The organism is Mycobacterium sp. E183 (genome assembly GCF_001667735.1).
Lineage (GTDB): Bacteria > Actinomycetota > Actinomycetes > Mycobacteriales > Mycobacteriaceae > Mycobacterium.
The window spans coordinates 14,535-31,245 of the sequence record NZ_LZJN01000117.1 but is presented as its reverse complement, the minus strand read 5'-3'; the positions used below and the strand labels follow the sequence as shown (position 1 = coordinate 31,245).

The window sequence follows — 16,711 nt, the reverse complement described above, 5'->3', positions numbered from 1 at the left end:
GATGGCGGACACCAAAGCAAACACCAGGGACCATGCGGTGGTCATCGGCGGCAGCATCGCCGGGCTGTGCGCCGCGCAGGTGCTCTCGGATGCGTTCTCCCGGGTCACGGTCTACGAGCGCGACGAGTTGCCGAGCACACCGTCGAGCCGGGCGACCGTTCCGCAGGACCGGCACCTGCACATGCTGATGGCCCGCGGCGCAATGGAGTTCGAGAGCCTTTTCCCCGGGCTGCTGGAAGACATGGTGGCCGCGGGCGTGCCCATGCTGGAGAACCGGCCCGACTGCATTCATCTCGGCGCCGCGGGCCACGTGCTCGGCACCGGACACACACTGCGTGACGAATTCACCGCGTACGTGCCCAGCCGGCCGCACCTGGAGTGGCAGCTGCGCAAACGCGTCCGCAACACGGACAACGTCACGATGGTGCGGCGCTCGGTGGCCGAACCGCGGTTCGACCCGGCGCGCCAGCGGGTGACCGGGGTGCTGCTGGATCCCGTCGACGGCGAGGATCCGGAATTCGTCGCGGCCGACCTCGTCGTCGACGCGGCAGGCAGGGGCACCCGGCTGCCGACGTGGCTGACGCAGTGGGGCTACGAGCGCCCGCGGGAAGACCTCCTCGACATCGGCATCTACTACGCGACCCAGCAATTTCGCATCCCGGACGGCTTGATAGCGGAGAAGGTAGTGGTCGCCGGCGCGTCGCACGACAAGTCGCTGGGGCTCGGCATGCTCTGCTACGAGGACGGCACCTGGGTGCTGACGACGTTCGGGGTGGCGAACGTCAAGCCGCCGCAGACGTTTCCGGAGATGCTGGAACTGGCCGAGGAGCTGGTCCCGCCCCACGTCAACGCGGCGCTGAAGCAGGCCGATCCCATCGGCGAGCCGGCGTTCCACGCCTTTCCGGCCAGCAAGTGGCGCCGCTACGACAAGCTGGACCGCTTCCCCGCCGGCATCATCCCCCTCGGCGACGCCGTGGCCAGCTTCAACCCCACCTTCGGGCAGGGCATGACGATGACCTCGCTGCAGGCCGGCCATCTGCGTCGCGCGCTGAAACTGCCCGACGACCAGCTGGCCGCCGAACTCAGTCGGGCCACCGCCAAGTCGACCTTCCCGGTGTGGACGATGAACGCCATCGGCGACGTCACCTTCCACCACGCCGAGACCAAGGGGCCCATTCCCTGGTGGTGGCGGCCCTCGGGCGCGCTGTTCGACCAGTTCCTCGGGGCCGCCGAGACCGATCCCGTTCTGGCCGAATGGTTTTTGCGCCGGTTCTCGCTGCTCGACAGCCTCTACATGGTCCCGCCGCCGCGCATCGTCGGCCGCACGATCGCCCACAATCTGCGGCTGTGGCTGGGCGAACGCCGTCAGGCCGCCCGTGGCGATCGCCGGCGCACCCCTACAGCCCTACGGTCGCCCTGAACAGCTTGGTGGGCTCGCGCGCGACCAGCCGGATCGGGGCGTCGTCGGCCGCCACCCAGGCGGCCATCCCCCGCTGCAGCGTCAGCGACCCGGACTTGCCGTGCACCGTCGTGCACCCCTCGGTGCACAGCAGGATCTGCGGACCCTCGTGGCTGCACGAGGCGTCGACCTCGTGGCCCAGGTAGTCGCCGTCGAGCTCCAGCAGCGCGACCGCGAATTCCTCGGCCGGAGTCTCGTAGATCAGGCCGAAGCCCTCGCGGCGCACGTGGGGGCGCACCTGTTCCTCGGTGGTCGGGGTGAAGTCGAGCACCCGTAGCAGTTCGGGGACGTCGACGTGCTTGGGGGTCAGGCCGCCGCGTAACACGTTGTCGGAGTTGGCCATCACCTCCAGGGCGAAACCGCGCAGGTAGGTGTGCAGGCTGCCGGCCGACACGAAGATCGCCTCGCCCGGGGCCAGCGTGATGCGGTTCAGCAACAGCGCGGCCAGCACCCCGGCGTCGCCGGGGTAGCGTTCCCCGAGCTCCAGCACCGTCTTGACCTCGCCGGCGAATTCCGTTGCCCCGGAGCTGATGTACTGGATGGCGCCGTCCAGCACCGCGGGCACCAGCACGTCGATGTCAGGCTGCGGCGCGGTGATCCAGGTGGTGAACAGCGCGCGCAGGCCATCGGCGTCGGACTGGTCGTTGAGCAGGTCGATGAAGGGGTCGAGGTCGGAGACGGACAGCGCCCGCAGCAACTCGACCGTGCGGGAGGCCTGCCGGAATCCGGCGAGCGCCTCGAATGGCTGCAGCGCCACCAGCAATTCGGGCTTGTGCGAGGTGTCGCGATAGTTGCGGACCGGCGAGTTCAGCGGAATGCCCAGCCGCTCCTCCCGCAGGTAACCCTCGGCCGCCTGCGCCGCGCTCGGGTGGGCCTGCAGCGACAGCGGCTCGTCGGCCGCGAGCACCTTGACCAGGAACGGCAGCACGTCGCCGAACCGGGCGCGGGCCCCGGGGCCCAGCTGGCCTTCCGGGTCGGCGACCAGCGCGTCGAGCAACGAGATCTCGCCGGCGTCCGTTTCCAGCCAGGCAGGGTCGCCCGGATGCGCCCCGAACCAGAGTTCGGCCTCCGGATGGGCAGCCGGGACCGTCCGCCCGGTGAATTCGGCGATGGCGGTACGCGATCCCCAGGCGTACGTGCGTAAGGCCCCGCGAAGCAGTTCCACTGTGTTATCTATCCCCGCGCCAGGCGCGCGTAAACCGCGGCCATCTCCAGTCGAACGGCCAATACTGCCAGTTGCTGCTCGGCGCTGATGGCGCCGCCCAACGCGGGCGCGACCGTCGACCCGGCAGAGCCGCCGGGACCGTCGGGCACGTCCTCGGCGGCGAGCAGGTACACGTCGTCGAGCCCGGCGGTCCGGGCCGCCACGATGGTCTGCTCGGCGGACAACGTGAGGGCCAGCACCAGCAGCCGCCGCGGCAGCGGCCCGTCGATCTGTTCGTCGTGGAAGAGCGCGTCGGCGGGATCGGCGAAGCCGCCGGAGACCCCGGCCCGCAGCGCGACGACGGCATCCGACAGCCCGGTCGCGGCAACCACCTGGTGGGCGATCCGCAGCAGGACGGAACTGCCGTGCCGGGCCAGCGCGAGCGTCGCGGCGCAGTCGCCGGCCAGCGCCACCTGCCGATCGGCGATGCGCGCGGCAATCGTCTTGGCCGGGTTGGTGAACAGCTCGCGGGCCGCACTGTTGCGCAGCGCCTCGGCGGCCAGCTCGTCGGCCAGCGCCCGCAGGTCGACGCTGGGTCGCTGGTCGACCGCCTGCACCACCGCCAGGGCGGCGGCCAGGTAGCGGCACAACCCGAACTCGTCGGGGATCGGAAGCCGCGGCGCCAGCACCGCCGCGCGGCCGGCGGTGGCGTCCCGCAGCGGACCCTCGTACGGCGCGACGACGACGACCCGCGCCCCGCGGCGCACCCCGGTGGCGGCCGCGGTGACCAGCGCCGGATCGCCGGGATCGTCGCCCGCGACGATCAGCACGTCGAGCGGGCCGATCCACGGCGGTACCTCGGCGGTCAGCGTGATTGGCTCGGAGGCCGCTCCGGCCACCGTCGCCGCGACCATCGCGCCGGCGTTGTCGGCGGTCCCGCGGCCGGCGACCCAGATCAGGCTGCGCGGCCGGTCGTCGGCCCGCAGCGGATCCAGGGCACCCTCGTCGACGGCCGCGGCGATCGCGCGCACCTGCGCGCCCGCCGACGACGCGGAGCGCAGCAGGCCGTCCCGGTCGGCGGCGAGCAGGCCCTCGGTGTCTTCGAGATCGATCGCCCGGACGGTGTTCACGGCGCGGCCCCGGCGGGCGCCGACTGCGCCTGGATCTGAGCGCTGATCTGCGCGACCACCGCGTCTACGTCGTCGGTGCTGCGCGCCTCGACGTTGAGCCGCAGCAACGGCTCGGTGTTGGAGCTGCGCAGGTTGAACCAGCTGCCGTCGCCGAGGTCGACCGTCACGCCGTCCACGTGGTCGATCGCGTGGATGCGGCTGCCGAAGGACTTCAGCACCGCCTCGGTGCACAGCGCGGCGTCCGCCACGGTGAAGTTGATCTCGCCTGACGACTCGTAGCGCTGGTAGTCGGCGGTCAGCTCCGACAGCGGCCGGTCCTGCTCGCCCAGGGCCGCCAGCACGTACAGCGCCGCCAGCATCCCGGAGTCCGCGCCCCAGAAGTCGCGGAAGTAATAGTGCGCCGAATGCTCGCCGCCGAAGATGGCGCCGGTGTCGGCCATCATCGCCTTGATATAGGAGTGCCCGACGCGCGAGCGCAGCGGTGTGCCGCCGCGCTCGGTGACCAACTCCGGCACCGCCCGGGACGTGATCACGTTGTGGATGATGGTGGCGCCGATCTCCCGGCTCAACTCGCGCGCGGCGACCAGGCTGGTCACGGTCGAGGGGGACACCGGCCGGCCGCGTTCGTCGACGACGAAGCAGCGGTCGGCGTCCCCGTCGAAGGCCAAACCGATATCGGCGCCCGTCTCGCGGACGTAGGCCTGCAGGTCCACCAGGTTGGCCGGGTCGAGCGGGTTGGCCTCGTGATTGGGGAACGAGCCGTCGAGCTCGAAGTACAACGGCAGCAACGTGATCGAGTCGATCGCCCCGAGCACCGCGGGCGCGGTGAGGCCGGCCATGCCGTTGCCCGCGTCCACCGCCACCCGCAGGGGGCGCAGCCCCGAGGTGCTGACCAGCGAGCGCAGAAACTTCCCGTAGTCGTCCAGCACGTCGCGGTCGCTCACGGTTCCGGGCTGTCCGTCATAGCGCTCGACCCCGGCGATCACGGACTCGCTGACGGTGCGCAGGCCGCTGTCGGCGCCGACCGGCTTCGCGGCCGCCCGGCACAACTTGATGCCGTTGTAGGCCGCCGGGTTGTGGCTCGCGGTGAACATCGCGCCCGGGCAGTCCAGCAACCCGGAGGCGAAGTAGAGCTGATCCGTGGAGGCCAGACCGATGCGGACCACGTCCAGGCCCTGGCCCGTCACACCGGAAGCGAAGGCCGCGGCCAGCGTGGGCGAACTGTCCCGCATGTCGTAACCGATCACCACCTGCCGGGCGCCCTCGTCGCGCATCAGCTTGGCGAACGCCGCGCCCAAGGCGGTGACCAGCGGCTCGTCGAGTTCTTCGCCGACCAACCCCCGCACGTCGTAAGCCTTGACGACGCGGTGCACGGTCGCGGCGAGCCGAGACATGCGGGGGCCTCCTGACGCCTTGAAAGGGTTCGCGTTCCTTCGCCTCTTGGCCGTCAGCCTATCGGCCCCAGGGAAACACGGGCCGCAGCGGTGCGCGGGGGCCGCGCGCCACACCCGAACGGCTAGTCCTTGGGGTCGGGCAACACCCGCAGGTGTCCGCGGCGCCGGCCCGACCGATGCTCGGGTGGCGCCAGCACACTGCTGCTTGGCGCGGTGGCCCCGCCGTGATGAATGTGCGGGTCCGCGAAGCCGTTCAGGGGCGTGCCGGTGCCGCCATAGGGCACGGCGCGCTCGACCTGGCCGCCTTCGCGCACCGCGTCGGCGAGGGCGACCAGGTCGTCCTCGTCGGGGTGCGTGGGCTCAGCATGCAGGGGACCGGCGTGGCGCACGAGATCCCATCCGCGGGGTGCGGTGATCCGGCCGGCATGGCCGACGCACAGGTCCCACGAATGCGGCTCCCGCGCGGTCGCGAGTGGCCCCACCACTGCCGTCGAGTCCGAGTAGACGAACGTCAAGGTCGCCACGGCGTAGTGCGGACACCCGGGCCGGCAACAGCGACGGGGAACGTTCACGAGCGAAAGGCTATCGTGCGCAAACGCCGGTGAAGCGCCGGACACGCGCAACCGGCGGGCCCCCGATGTTCAACCGTTACCATCGGCGCGTGGGCGATTCGCGCAGCTTCCCGCGGAGGGATCGGCCCCAGGGCCGATTCGCTTCCCACCGGTCCTCCCGCCGGGGCCGCGATGTGCGCGGCCCGCTGCTGCCGCCGACGGTGCCCGGGTGGCGCAGCCGGGCCGAGCGATTCGACATGGCGGTGCTGGAGGCCTACGAACCCATCGAGCGGAATTGGCAGGCGCGCCTCGCCGATCTCGACGTGGCGGTCGACGAGATTCCCCGCATCGCGGCCAAGGATCCCGACAGCGTGCAGTGGCCGCCGGAGGTCATCGCCGACGGGCCGATCCCGCTGGCGCGATTGATCCCGGCCGGTGTCGACGTCCGCGGCAACGCCACGCGGGCGCGAATCGTTCTGTTCCGCAAGCCGATTGAGCGACGGGCCAAGGACACCGTCGAGCTCGGTGATTTGTTGCACGAAATATTGGTGGCCCAGGTGGCCATCTACCTCGACGTGGAGCCGTCGATCATCGACCCGACGATCGACGACGAATGATGTTGCGGCGCGGCGTCAGATGATGCCGCGCTTGAGGCGGCGGCGCTCGCGCTCGGAGAGCCCGCCCCAAATGCCGAAGCGCTCGTCGTGCTCCAGGGCGTACTCCAGGCACTCGTGGCGTACCTCGCACCCCAGGCAGATCTTCTTGGCCTCGCGGGTGGAGCCGCCCTTCTCCGGGAAGAACGCCTCGGGATCGGTTTGGGCGCACAACGCCCGGTCCTGCCACTGGTCCGCGACGGGGGCCGGCATCGGCTCGGGTTCGAATGCGACTGGCGCATCAGGAACCACGGTCAAGTGCGGCCGGGCCGGTCGGACCGGCGCCGAGACGATGGGGGTGTGCGGCGTGCTCGCCATGACTCCTCGAAGATGTTCGTAAGACATACGGTCGTCCGCCTCCTCAGTTTGATTGAGAGAGTGAGTGGTTCCCACTATTTCTGATGTGTACAGACAATTCGAACAAGTGATCGAATCTCGGTCTGCGACACCGGAACCGGCCGGCCAACCGGGAAATGACACTGTTGTGATTAGACACGGGTTGACCAGCCGGGTCAAGCATTACGGCGCATTTCCATACCATCTCGTGACCGAATTACGGCGTTTCCGTTGTTTTGCGCATTCGGCGTGTCGATCACACCGACCACGACTACGCTTAAGGGCCGCGTAACGGCCCCGCCACCGCAAGGTCGCCGGGCAGTACTGTCGTCCACGTGAAGGTCACCGTTCTGGTCGGTGGGGTTGGCGGCGCCCGATTCCTGCTGGGGATTCAACAGCTGCTCGGGCTCGGTCCGTTCGGAACGCAACAGCACCCAGAAGCGGGAACCGGCAACCACGAACTTAACGCAATCGTCAACATCGGCGACGACGCTTGGATTCATGGACTGCGGGTCTGCCCGGATTTGGACACCTGCATGTACACCTTAGGTGGAGGGGTAGACCCGGAGCGCGGGTGGGGTCACCGCGACGAAACCTGGCACGCCAAAGAGGAATTGGCGCGCTACGGCGTGCAGCCGGACTGGTTCGGGCTCGGCGACCGGGATATCGCCACCCACCTGGTGCGCACCCAGATGCTCAACGCCGGCTACCCGCTGTCACAGATCACCACCGCGCTGTGCGACCGCTGGCAACCCGGCGCTCGATTGCTGCCGGCGAGCGACGACCGCTGCGAGACGCACGTGGTGATCACCGATCCCGACGACGGCACCCGCCGCGCGATCCACTTCCAGGAGTGGTGGGTGCGCTACCGGGCCGAGGTGCCCACGCACAGCTTCGCCTTCGTCGGCGCCGAAAAGGCCACCGCCACAAGTGAAGCGGTGGCGGCCATCGCCGACGCCGACGCCATCCTGCTGGCGCCGTCGAACCCGGTGGTCAGCGTCGGCGCCATCCTTGCGGTCCCCGGGATTCGCGCGGCGTTGCGCTCGGCGACCGCCCCGGTCGTCGGCTACTCCCCGATCATCGGTGGAAAACCCTTGCGCGGCATGGCCGATGCGTGCCTGTCGGTGATCGGGGTGGAATCCACCGCGGAGGCGGTCGGCCGGCACTACGGGGCGCGCGGCGGCACCGGGATACTGGACTGCTGGCTGGTGCACGAGGGCGATCACGCCGACGTCGACGGCGTCGCGGTGACCGCCGTGCCGCTGTTGATGACCGACCCCAAGGCGACGGCCGAGATGGTGCGGGCCGGTCTCGAGCTCGCGGGCGTCACCCCATGACCGAACACGGCGCCGCCGCGGCGATCGAGATCCTGCCCGTGACCGGGCTTCCCGAGTTCCGGCCCGGCGACGACCTGAGCGCGGCGCTGGCCTCGGCCGCGCCCTGGCTGCGCGACCGCGACGTCGTCGTGGTGACCAGCAAGGTGGTGTCCAAGTGCGAGGGCCGGCTGGTGCCGGCCCCGCAGGACGCCGAGCAGCGCGACGAACTGCGGCGCAAGCTCGTCGACGACGAGGCCGTGCGGGTGCTGGCGCGCAAGGGCCGCACCCTGATCACCGAGAACCGCATCGGCCTGATCCAGGCCGCCGCGGGCGTGGACGGATCCAACGTGGGCCGCGACGAACTCGCGCTGCTGCCGGTCGACCCCGACGCCAGCGCCGCGGCGCTGCGGGCCGGGCTGCGCGAGCGACTGGGCGTCGACGTGGCGGTGGTCATCACCGACACGATGGGCCGCGCCTGGCGCAACGGCCAGATCGACGCCGCGGTGGGCTCGTCGGGTCTGGCTGTGCTGCACGGGTATTCGGGGGCCGTCGACCGGCACGGCAACGAGCTGGTGGTCACCGAGATCGCGGTCGCCGACGAGGTCGCGGCCGCGGCCGATCTGGTGAAGGGCAAGCTGACCGCCATGCCGGTCGCCGTGGTGCGCGGCCTCACGGTGGCCGACGACGGCTCGACGGCCCGGCAGCTGTTGCGGCCCGGCGAGGAGGACCTGTTCTGGCTCGGCACCGCCGAGGCCCTCGACATGGGGCGCCGGCAGGCCCAGCTGCTGCGCCGGTCCGTGCGCCGGTTCAGCGCCGAGCCCGTCGCGCCCGGGCTGATCGAAGACGCCGTCGCAGAAGCCCTCACCGCCCCGGCCCCGCACCACACCCGCCCGGTCCGGTTCGTCTGGTTGCGGACTCCCGACGTCCGGCTGCGGCTGCTGGACCGGATGAAGGACAAGTGGCGCTCCGACCTCGCCGGCGACGGCCGGCCCGCCGACTCGGTGGAACGCCGGGTGGCGCGGGGCCAGATCCTCTACGACGCACCCGAGGTCGTCATCCCGATGCTGGCTCGCGACGGCGCGCACACGTACCCCGACGCCGCCCGCACCGAGGCCGAGCACACCATGTTCACCGTCGCCGTCGGGGCGGCCGTGCAGGCCCTGCTCGTCGCCCTGGCCGTGCGGGGGGTGGGCAGCTGCTGGATCGGCTCGACCATCTTCGCCCCCGACCTGGTGCGCGCCGAACTCGAATTGCCCGCCGATTGGGAGCCGTTGGGCGCCATCGCGATCGGTTACCCCGAGGAACCCGCCGGCCCGCGCGACGCCGCGGACGCCGGGGATTTGTTGATCCGCAAGTGATACTGGCCCCATGAGATTCGCGGGCAAGGCGGCGGCGTCCGCCGACAAGGCCCGCGGCGGCTACTACACGCCCGCGCCCGTGGCCCTGTTCCTGGCCGGCTGGGTTCGCGAAGCCGGACCGCGCATCGTCGAACCCTCCTGCGGCGACGGTGCCATCCTGCGCGAGCTGGCCGCCCTCGGCGGACGGCCCCGCGGCGTCGAACTCGTCGGCGAGGAGGCGGCCAAGGCAAGGCAATTCGCGCCCGTCGACGCCGCGAACCTGTTCGGCTGGCTCGCCACCACCGAACCCGGCGCCTGGGACGGCGTCGCCGGGAACCCGCCCTACATCCGGTTCGGCAACTGGGCGGCCGAGCAGCGCGAGCCCGCGCTAGAACTGATGAGGCGCGCGGGCCTGCGGCCCAGCCGCCTGACCAACGCCTGGGTCCCCTTCGTGGTGGCGAGCTCGATCTTGGTGCGCGACGGCGGCCGGGTGGGACTGGTGCTGCCGGCCGAATTGCTTCAGGTCACCTACGCCGCGCAGCTGCGCGAGTTCCTGCTGAGCCGGTTCAGCGACATCACCCTGGTGACGTTCGAGCGCTTGGTGTTCGACGGCATCCTGCAGGAGGTCGTGCTGTTCTGCGGGGTCGCCGGCGCCGGGCCGGCCCGCATCCGCACCCTGCACCTCACCGACGCCGACGCGCTCGCGCGCGCGGCCCTGGACGTCGACTGGGCTCCCGCGCTGCTGCACGAGAACGAGAAGTGGACCAAATATTTTCTGCGCCCTGACGCGATCCGGGCGCTGCGAACGCTCAAGGGATCGGCGGCCATGACCCGCCTCGGCTCGGTCGCCGACGTGGACGTCGGCATCGTCACGGGCCGCAACAGCTTCTTCACGTTCACCGACGCGCAGGCCCGCGAACTCGCGCTGCTGCCCCACTGCGTGCCGCTCGTCTCGCGCAGCGCGCAGCTATCCGGGCTGTTCTACGACACCGACTGCCGGGCAGGCGATGTCGCGGCCGGGCGTCGGACCTGGCTGCTCGACGCGCCGCGCGAGCCGGACGACCCCGCGCTGATCGCACACATCCGGGCCGGTGAGTCCGCCGGCGTGCACCGGGGCTACAAATGCTCGATCCGCAAGCCGTGGTGGAGCACTCCGTCGCCGTGGGTCCCGGATCTGTTCCTGCTGCGACAGATTCACCTGGCGCCGCGGCTGACCGTCAACGCCGCCGACGCGACGAGCACCGACACCGTGCACCGGGTCCGGCTCTCCCCCGGCGTCGAGGCGGCCGCGCTGGCCACCGCCTTCCACAACAGCGTGACGTTCGCCTTCGCCGAGATCATCGGCCGCAGTTACGGCGGGGGGATCTTGGAGCTGGAACCCCGCGAGGCCGAGCAGCTGCCCATTCCCCCACCGGCGCTGGCCGGCCCGGGGCTGGCCGGCGACGTCGACCTGCTGTTGAGGGCCAACGAGATCGATAAGGCGCTGGACCTCGTCGACCGCCACGTCCTGATCGACCGCCTGGGTCTGCAACCCGAGGTGGTGGCGCGGTGCCGCGCGGCATGGGCCTCGCTGCGGGATCGCCGGAAGCGGCGGGGCGCCCGGTGAGCGTCCGGGAGTCGGCTATCGCGCTGCTGTCCGACTGGCAGGCGCCCGACGCCGGGCAGGATTCGTTGCGGCACGCGGTGCTTGCCTTCGTGCTCGCCCGTCCCGACGCGTGCCGCCGCGAGTGCGTGCCCGGCCACGTCACGGCGTCGGCGCTGGTGGTCGACCACACCGGCGACCGCGTGCTGCTGACGTTGCATCCGCGGCTGGGCCGCTGGGTGCAGCTGGGCGGCCACTGCGACGATGACGACCGCGACATCGCCGCCGCCGCCCTGCGCGAGGCCACCGAGGAGTCCGGCGTCGACGGCCTGCGCATCGAACCCCGGCTGGCCGCGGTGCACGTCCACCCGGTCACCTGCTCGCTGGGCGTGCCCACCCGCCACCTGGATCTGCAGTTCGTGGCGCACGCGCCGGCCGGCGCGCGAATCGCGATCAGCGACGAGTCGGATGACCTGCGGTGGTGGCCGGCCGACGCCCTGCCGGACGGGACCGACCACGCGCTGGCGTATTTGGTCGCGCGCGCTCGGGGCACCACCCGGTCGCGCGGGTCACGCTAGCGTGACCGACGGCGCCGGGCGCCACGCTGGCGTGACCCTCGGCGGAAGAGGGCGTGCGCCTTAGACGTCGCTCGAGTAGCGGATCCCGCCGTCGGGGATCGCAACGCCGGGCCAGACCCGGGCGCCGCGCAGCAGCTCGCAGCGCGCGCCGATGTCGGCGCCGTCGCCGATCACGCCGTCGCGGATCAGCGCCCGCGGGCCGATGCGCGCGCCGAAGCCGATGATCGAGCGCTCGATCACGCTGCCGGCCTCGACCTTGACGCCGTCGAAGATCACCGCGCCGTCCAGCCGCACGCCGGGCCCGATCTCGGCGCCCCGCCCGACGACGGTGCCGCCGACCAGCACCGCGCCCGGCGACACCGCCGCGCCGTCGTGCACCAGCTGCTCGCCGCGGTGGCCGTGCAGCGCGGGTGACGGCGCGATGCCGCGCACCAGGTCCGCCGAGCCGCGCACGAAGTCCTCCGGTGTGCCCATGTCCCGCCAGTAGGTGGCGTCGACGTAGCCGCAGACCTTGACGTCCGGGTCCTTGAGCAGGGCCGGGAACACCTCGCGTTCGACCGACACCTCGCGGCCCCGGGGGATCCGGTCGATGATGCCGCGGGCGAACACGTAAGTGCCCGCGTTGATCTGGTCGGTCGGCGGGTCCTGCGTCTTCTCCACGAAGGCGGTGACCCGGCCGTTCTCGTCGGTGGTGACGCAGCCGAAGGCCCGGGGGTCGCCCACCCGCACCAGGTGCAGCGTGACGTCGGACTGCTGGGCCCGGTGGAAGTCGATCATCTGGTTGAGGTCCGAGCCCGAGAGCACGTCGCCGTTGAACACCAGCACGGTGTCGTGGCGCAGGTGGCCGGCGACGTTGGCGATGCCGCCGCCGGTCCCCAGGGGGCTGTCCTCGGTGACGTATTCGATCTGCAGGCCCAGCTTGGATCCGTCGCCGAACTCCGCCTCGAACACCGCGGCCTGGTACGAGGTGCTCAGGATGACGTGCTCGATGCCCGCTGCGGCGATCCTCGACAGCAGGTGGGTCAGGAACGGCAGACCGGCGGTGGGCAGCATCGGCTTGGGCGCCGAGAGCGTCAGCGGCCGCAGCCGGGTGCCCTTGCCGCCGACCAGAATCACCGCATCGACTTGCGGGTTAGCCATTTGCGCGCCGCCCTTCCGCCAGTTTCCGTCTCCGATCCCGCAGCGCGCCGCGCACCATCAGGCGGGACCGCAACGCCAACGAGCCCCGCAGCACCCAGCGCAGCGGCGCCCGCCACCACCCCGCGTGCCGGTCGGCCAGGAACAGGTAGGTGCTCTCGTGATGCGCGGCCAGGTGGCTCGCCGGGTCGTCCCCGGTGGAGTGGCCCTTGTGGTGCAACACCTCGGCCGACGGCACGTAGACGCTCAGCCAGCCGGCCCGGCCGAGCCGGTCCCCGAGGTCGACGTCTTCCATATACATGAAGTAGCGCTCGTCGAACCCGCCGACCTGGGCGAAGGCGGACCGGCGGACCAGCAGACAAGACCCGGACAACCAGCCCACCGGGCGTTCGGTGGGCTCCAGCCGCTCCTGCCGGTAGGCCGCCGACCACGGGTTGCGCTTCCAGACCGGGCCGACGACCGCGTGCATGCCGCCGCGGACCAGGCTGGGCAGGTGCCGCGCCGACGGGTACACCGAGCCGTCCGGGTCGCGAATCAGCGGGCCGAGTGCGCCGGCGCGCGGCCAGCGGGTCGCGGCGTCCAGCAGGGCGTCGATGCTGCCCGGACCCCATTGCACGTCCGGGTTTGCCACGATCACCCAGTCGTCGCCCGGGTCGAGTTGTTCGACCGCCCGGTTCACCGCGGTGCCGTACCCGAGGTTGGCCCCGGTGTGGAACAGCCGAACGTTCGGGTAGCGCTCGACGGCGGCCTCCGGCGTCCCGTCGGTGGAGCCGTTGTCGGCCATCAGCACGCACACGGGCCGCTCGGTGGCCAGCGACAGCGAGGCCAGGAAGCGCTCGAGGTGTGGGCCCGGTGAGTAGGTCACCGTCACGACCGGCAGGACGTCAGTCACGCGTCGAGGGTAACGGTCGGTCGGCGGCCGCGAGCGCCGCGACAAGCGCGGGGCGCCAGGGCCGTAACGGCCGCAGGCCCGCCGCGGCGGACTCGCGGCCCGACAGCGCGGAGTAGGCCGGGCGCGGCGCGGGCCTGGGAAACTCGGCGGTGCTGACCGGCCGGACGCGCTCGGGGTCGGCGCCGCATGCCTCGAAGATCGCGCGGGTCTGCTCGAAGCGGGACACCGCGCCCTCGTTGGCGGCGTGCAGGATCGGCCCGGGCACGCCGTCGTCGGCGATCTGCAGTAGCGCCTCCGCCAGGTCGCCCACGTAGGTGGGCGACCCGACCTGGTCGTCGACCACGTTGACCGGGCCGTCCCCGGCGGCCAGCCGGCGCATGACGGCGACGAAGTCCTTGCCGTCGGCGCCGGTGTAGACCCAGGCGGTGCGGACGATGACGGCCTCGGGAAGCGCCGCCAGCACGGCCTGCTCCCCGGCGAGCTTGCTGCGCCCGTAGACCCCCGACGGCGCGGTCCGGTCGCTGGGCTCATACGGGCGCGGGTCGGCGCCGTCGAAGTCCCCGTTGAAGACGTAGTCGGTGGAGACGTGGATGAACCGGGCGCCGACGCGCGCGCAGGCGCGGGCGATGTTCTCCGGGCCGGTGGAGTTGACGGCGTAGGCGCCGGCCTCGTCGCTCTCGGCGCCGTCGACGTCGGTGTACGCCGCGCAGTTGATCACCACGTCGCCACCGCGGACGATCCGCTCGGCGGCGGCGGGGTCGGTGATGTCCCACTCCGACGACGTGAGGGCCAGCACGTCACGGCCCTGACCGGCCGCGAGCGAGCGCAAGTAGCGGCCCAGTTGGCCCCCGGCACCGGCGATCACGATCCTGCTCGACATGGTTTGAGTTTGGCATGCGCGCAAAAGCGCGGGCGACGGCCGGGGCGCGCGGGGGTTCGCTACCAGCGAAGCGTCTGTGTCGCAAGTAACCTAGTGGGATGCCTGTGCAACGTGTGGTTCGTGTGATTGCCACTGCGCTCACGCTCGTTGTCGTCCTCGGCACCGGGCTGGCGTGGAGCAACGTCCGCTCCTTCGAGGACGGCATCTTCCACATGTCCGCACCCTCGCTCGGCAAGGGCGGCGACGACGGCGCGATCGACATCCTGCTGGTCGGCCTCGACAGCCGCACCGACGCCCACGGCAACCCGCTGTCGCAGGAGGAACTGGCCACCCTGCGCGCCGGCGACGAGGAAGCGACCAACACCGACACGATCATCCTGATCCGGATCCCCAACAACGGGAAGTCGGCGACCGCCATCTCGATCCCCCGCGACTCCTACGTCGCGGCCCCCGGCCTGGGCAAGACGAAGATCAACGGCGTCTACGGCCAGACCCGCGAGGCCAAGCGCACCAGCCTGGTCAAGGCCGGCGACTCGGCCGAGGACGCCGCCGCGCAGGGCACCGAGGCCGGGCGCGAAGCGCTGATCAAGACCGTCGCCGACCTCACCGGCGTCACCGTGGACCACTACGCCGAGATCGGCCTGCTCGGGTTCTCGTTGATCACCGACGCGCTCGGCGGCGTGGACGTCTGCCTCAAAGAGCCGGTGTTCGAACCACTTTCGGGTGCCGACTTCCCGGCCGGCCCGCAGCGGCTCGACGGGCCGGAGGCGCTGAGCTTCGTCCGCCAGCGGCACGAGCTGCCGCGCGGCGACCTGGACCGGGTGGTGCGCCAGCAGGTGGTGATGGCCTCGCTGGCCCACCGGGTCATCTCCGGCAAGACGCTGTCCAGCCCCACCACGGTCAAGAGGCTCGAGGCGGCCGTGCAGCGCTCGGTGGTGATCTCGTCGGGTTGGGACGTCATGGACTTCGTGCAGCAGATGCAGAAACTGGCCGGTGGCAATGTCGCGTTCGCCACCATCCCGGTGCTCGACGGCGCCGGCTGGAGCGACGACGGCATGCAGAGCGTGGTGCGGGTGGATCCGCACCAGGTCGCCGACTGGGTCAGCGGGCTGCTGCACGACCAGGAGCAGGGCAAGACCGAGGAGATCGCCTACACCCCGGCGAAGACCACCGCCAGCGTGGTCAACGACACCGACATCAACGGGCTGGCGTCGGCGGTGTCACAGGTGTTGACGTCCAAGGGATTTGGTGCGGGCACGGTTGGCAACAACGACGGCGGCCACGTCAAGGGCAGCCAGGTGCGGGCCGCCAAGACCGACGACGTGGGCGCCCAGGAGGTGTCCAAGGAGCTGGGCGGGTTGCCGGTGGTCGCTGATCCGTCCCTGGCACCGGGCTCGGTTCGGGTGGTGCTGGGCAACGACTACAGCGGCCCCGGTTCGGGCCTGTCCGGCACCGGGACGGTGATGCCCGCCCGGGTGTCCAACGTCGGTTCGGTGGCGGCGGACCCCAACGTCCCGGCGCCCTCGCCGATCCTGACCGCCGGTTCCGACAAGCCCGAGTGCATCAACTGAGCACGCTTTCCGGCGCCATCCTGGACCCGATGCTGCGGGCCGATCCGGTCGGCCCGCGCATCACCTATTACGACGACGCCACCGGCGAGCGCATCGAGTTGTCCGCGGTCACGCTGGCCAACTGGGCGGCCAAGACCGGCAACCTGTTGCGCGACGAGCTGGGCGCCGGGCCGGGCAGCCGGGTCGCGATCCTGCTGCCGGCGCACTGGCAGACCGCGGCCGTGTTGTTCGGCGTGTGGTGGATCGGCGCCGAGGCGGTGCTCGAACCGGGCGCGGCGGACATCGCGCTGTGCACCGCCGGGCGGCTGGACGAGGCGGACTCGATGGCCGGTGAGGTGGCGGTGCTGTCGCTGGACCCGTTCGGTCGTCCGGCCGGGGACCTCCCGATCGGCGTCACCGACTACGCCACCGCCGTGCGCGTGCACGGCGACCAAATCGTCGCCGAACGCCATCCCGGCCCGGCGCTGGCCGGCCGGTCCGTCGACGAGGTGCTGGCCGACTGCCAAAGCTCCGCCGCCGCAAGGGAATTGACCGCCAAGGACCGGGTGCTTTCCACCGCCGCGTGGCCGGGCCCCCGGGAACTGGTGGACGGCCTGCTGGCGATCCTGGCCGTCGGCGCGTCGCTGGTGCAGGTCGCCCATCCCGACCCGTCGGCGCTGGCGCGCCGGATCGAGACCGAGAAGGTCACCCGGGTGCTCTAGGGACGCGCGATTCATATTGATATCGCTATATTTCAATGTTAACGTCGAGC

At 71.4% G+C, this 16,711-nt stretch carries 16 protein-coding genes; 8 read left to right on the top strand and 8 right to left on the bottom strand.

Features of this window, described 5'->3' with window-relative positions; all coding sequences use genetic code 11:
• The first annotated feature begins 37 nt into the window (after positions 1–37).
• The gene (locus A5691_RS12550) at positions 38–1,420 is read left to right on the top strand and encodes an NAD(P)/FAD-dependent oxidoreductase (RefSeq protein ID WP_197505037.1); all 1,383 of its coding nucleotides are present in this window, start codon (positions 38–40) and stop codon (positions 1,418–1,420) included.
• Here the strand turns inward: A5691_RS12550 and manA are convergent.
• The 4 genes from manA to A5691_RS12530 form a co-directional block, all read right to left on the bottom strand.
• Positions 1,398–2,624: a mannose-6-phosphate isomerase, class I gene (gene manA, locus A5691_RS12545; RefSeq protein WP_067759007.1), complete on the bottom strand. Its 1,227-nt coding sequence runs from the start codon at positions 2,622–2,624 to the stop codon at positions 1,398–1,400. The two genes, A5691_RS12550 and manA, sit on opposite strands and share 23 nt — an antisense overlap.
• 8 nt (positions 2,625–2,632) lie before the next feature.
• Complete coding sequence (locus tag A5691_RS12540; protein ID WP_068266613.1) at positions 2,633–3,733, bottom strand: TobH protein; 1,101 nt, start codon at positions 3,731–3,733, stop codon at positions 2,633–2,635.
• A complete protein-coding gene (locus A5691_RS12535) occupies positions 3,730–5,127 on the bottom strand; it encodes a phosphomannomutase/phosphoglucomutase (protein WP_068019055.1) in 1,398 nt (465 codons plus the stop codon). The genes A5691_RS12540 and A5691_RS12535 overlap by 4 nt, the downstream gene beginning before the upstream one ends.
• 122 nt (positions 5,128–5,249) lie before the next feature.
• On the bottom strand, positions 5,250–5,699 hold the full coding sequence (locus A5691_RS12530; RefSeq protein WP_197498888.1) for a DUF3499 domain-containing protein: 450 nt from the start codon (positions 5,697–5,699) through the stop codon (positions 5,250–5,252).
• A gap of 173 nt (positions 5,700–5,872) precedes the next feature.
• On the opposite strand from A5691_RS12530, the gene A5691_RS12525 reads away from it, so the two are divergent.
• Positions 5,873–6,295 (top strand): metallopeptidase family protein, encoded by a 423-nt coding sequence (locus A5691_RS12525; protein WP_067758997.1) that lies wholly within the window; start codon positions 5,873–5,875, stop codon positions 6,293–6,295.
• A 15-nt stretch (positions 6,296–6,310) separates the two neighbouring features.
• On the opposite strand, the gene A5691_RS12520 is transcribed toward A5691_RS12525, so the two are convergent.
• On the bottom strand, positions 6,311–6,649 hold the full coding sequence (locus A5691_RS12520; RefSeq protein WP_007168083.1) for a WhiB family transcriptional regulator: 339 nt from the start codon (positions 6,647–6,649) through the stop codon (positions 6,311–6,313).
• A 353-nt stretch (positions 6,650–7,002) separates the two neighbouring features.
• Between A5691_RS12520 and cofD the strand changes: the two genes are divergently transcribed.
• From cofD to A5691_RS12500, 4 genes are read left to right on the top strand one after another with little or no spacing between them, the layout of a single operon-like run.
• Positions 7,003–8,004, top strand: a complete 1,002-nt coding sequence (cofD, locus tag A5691_RS12515) for a 2-phospho-L-lactate transferase (RefSeq protein ID WP_068019052.1) — start codon at positions 7,003–7,005, stop codon at positions 8,002–8,004.
• The gene (locus A5691_RS12510) at positions 8,001–9,341 is read left to right on the top strand and encodes a coenzyme F420-0:L-glutamate ligase (RefSeq protein ID WP_068019049.1); all 1,341 of its coding nucleotides are present in this window, start codon (positions 8,001–8,003) and stop codon (positions 9,339–9,341) included. The genes cofD and A5691_RS12510 overlap by 4 nt, the downstream gene beginning before the upstream one ends.
• Positions 9,342–9,351: 10 nt before the next feature.
• The gene (locus A5691_RS12505) at positions 9,352–10,926 is read left to right on the top strand and encodes a class I SAM-dependent methyltransferase (protein ID WP_068019046.1); all 1,575 of its coding nucleotides are present in this window, start codon (positions 9,352–9,354) and stop codon (positions 10,924–10,926) included.
• Positions 10,923–11,480, top strand: coding sequence for an NUDIX hydrolase (locus tag A5691_RS12500; RefSeq protein ID WP_197498887.1), 558 nt, complete (start codon positions 10,923–10,925; stop codon positions 11,478–11,480). Before A5691_RS12505 ends, A5691_RS12500 begins: the two co-directional genes overlap by 4 nt.
• 60 nt (positions 11,481–11,540) lie before the next feature.
• Here the strand turns inward: A5691_RS12500 and A5691_RS12495 are convergent, their stop codons facing one another.
• From A5691_RS12495 to rfbD, 3 genes are read right to left on the bottom strand one after another with little or no spacing between them, the layout of a single operon-like run.
• Positions 11,541–12,620 (bottom strand): sugar phosphate nucleotidyltransferase, encoded by a 1,080-nt coding sequence (locus A5691_RS12495; protein WP_068019042.1) that lies wholly within the window; start codon positions 12,618–12,620, stop codon positions 11,541–11,543.
• Positions 12,613–13,509 carry a glycosyltransferase family 2 protein gene (locus A5691_RS12490; protein WP_067758985.1) on the bottom strand — a complete coding sequence of 299 codons (897 nt, stop codon included), beginning with the start codon at positions 13,507–13,509 and terminating at the stop codon, positions 12,613–12,615. The genes A5691_RS12495 and A5691_RS12490 overlap by 8 nt, the downstream gene beginning before the upstream one ends.
• The gene (rfbD, locus tag A5691_RS12485) at positions 13,502–14,389 is read right to left on the bottom strand and encodes a dTDP-4-dehydrorhamnose reductase (RefSeq protein WP_067758982.1); all 888 of its coding nucleotides are present in this window, start codon (positions 14,387–14,389) and stop codon (positions 13,502–13,504) included. The genes A5691_RS12490 and rfbD overlap by 8 nt, the downstream gene beginning before the upstream one ends.
• A gap of 98 nt (positions 14,390–14,487) precedes the next feature.
• Between rfbD and A5691_RS12480 the strand changes: the two genes are divergently transcribed.
• Together A5691_RS12480 and A5691_RS12475 are read left to right on the top strand one after the other, a co-directional pair.
• Positions 14,488–15,960 (top strand): LCP family protein, encoded by a 1,473-nt coding sequence (locus A5691_RS12480; protein ID WP_067758979.1) that lies wholly within the window; start codon positions 14,488–14,490, stop codon positions 15,958–15,960.
• Complete coding sequence (locus tag A5691_RS12475) at positions 15,948–16,661, top strand: TIGR03089 family protein (protein WP_197694464.1); 714 nt, start codon at positions 15,948–15,950, stop codon at positions 16,659–16,661. The genes A5691_RS12480 and A5691_RS12475 overlap by 13 nt, the downstream gene beginning before the upstream one ends.
• The last annotated feature ends 50 nt before the right edge of the window (positions 16,662–16,711 follow it).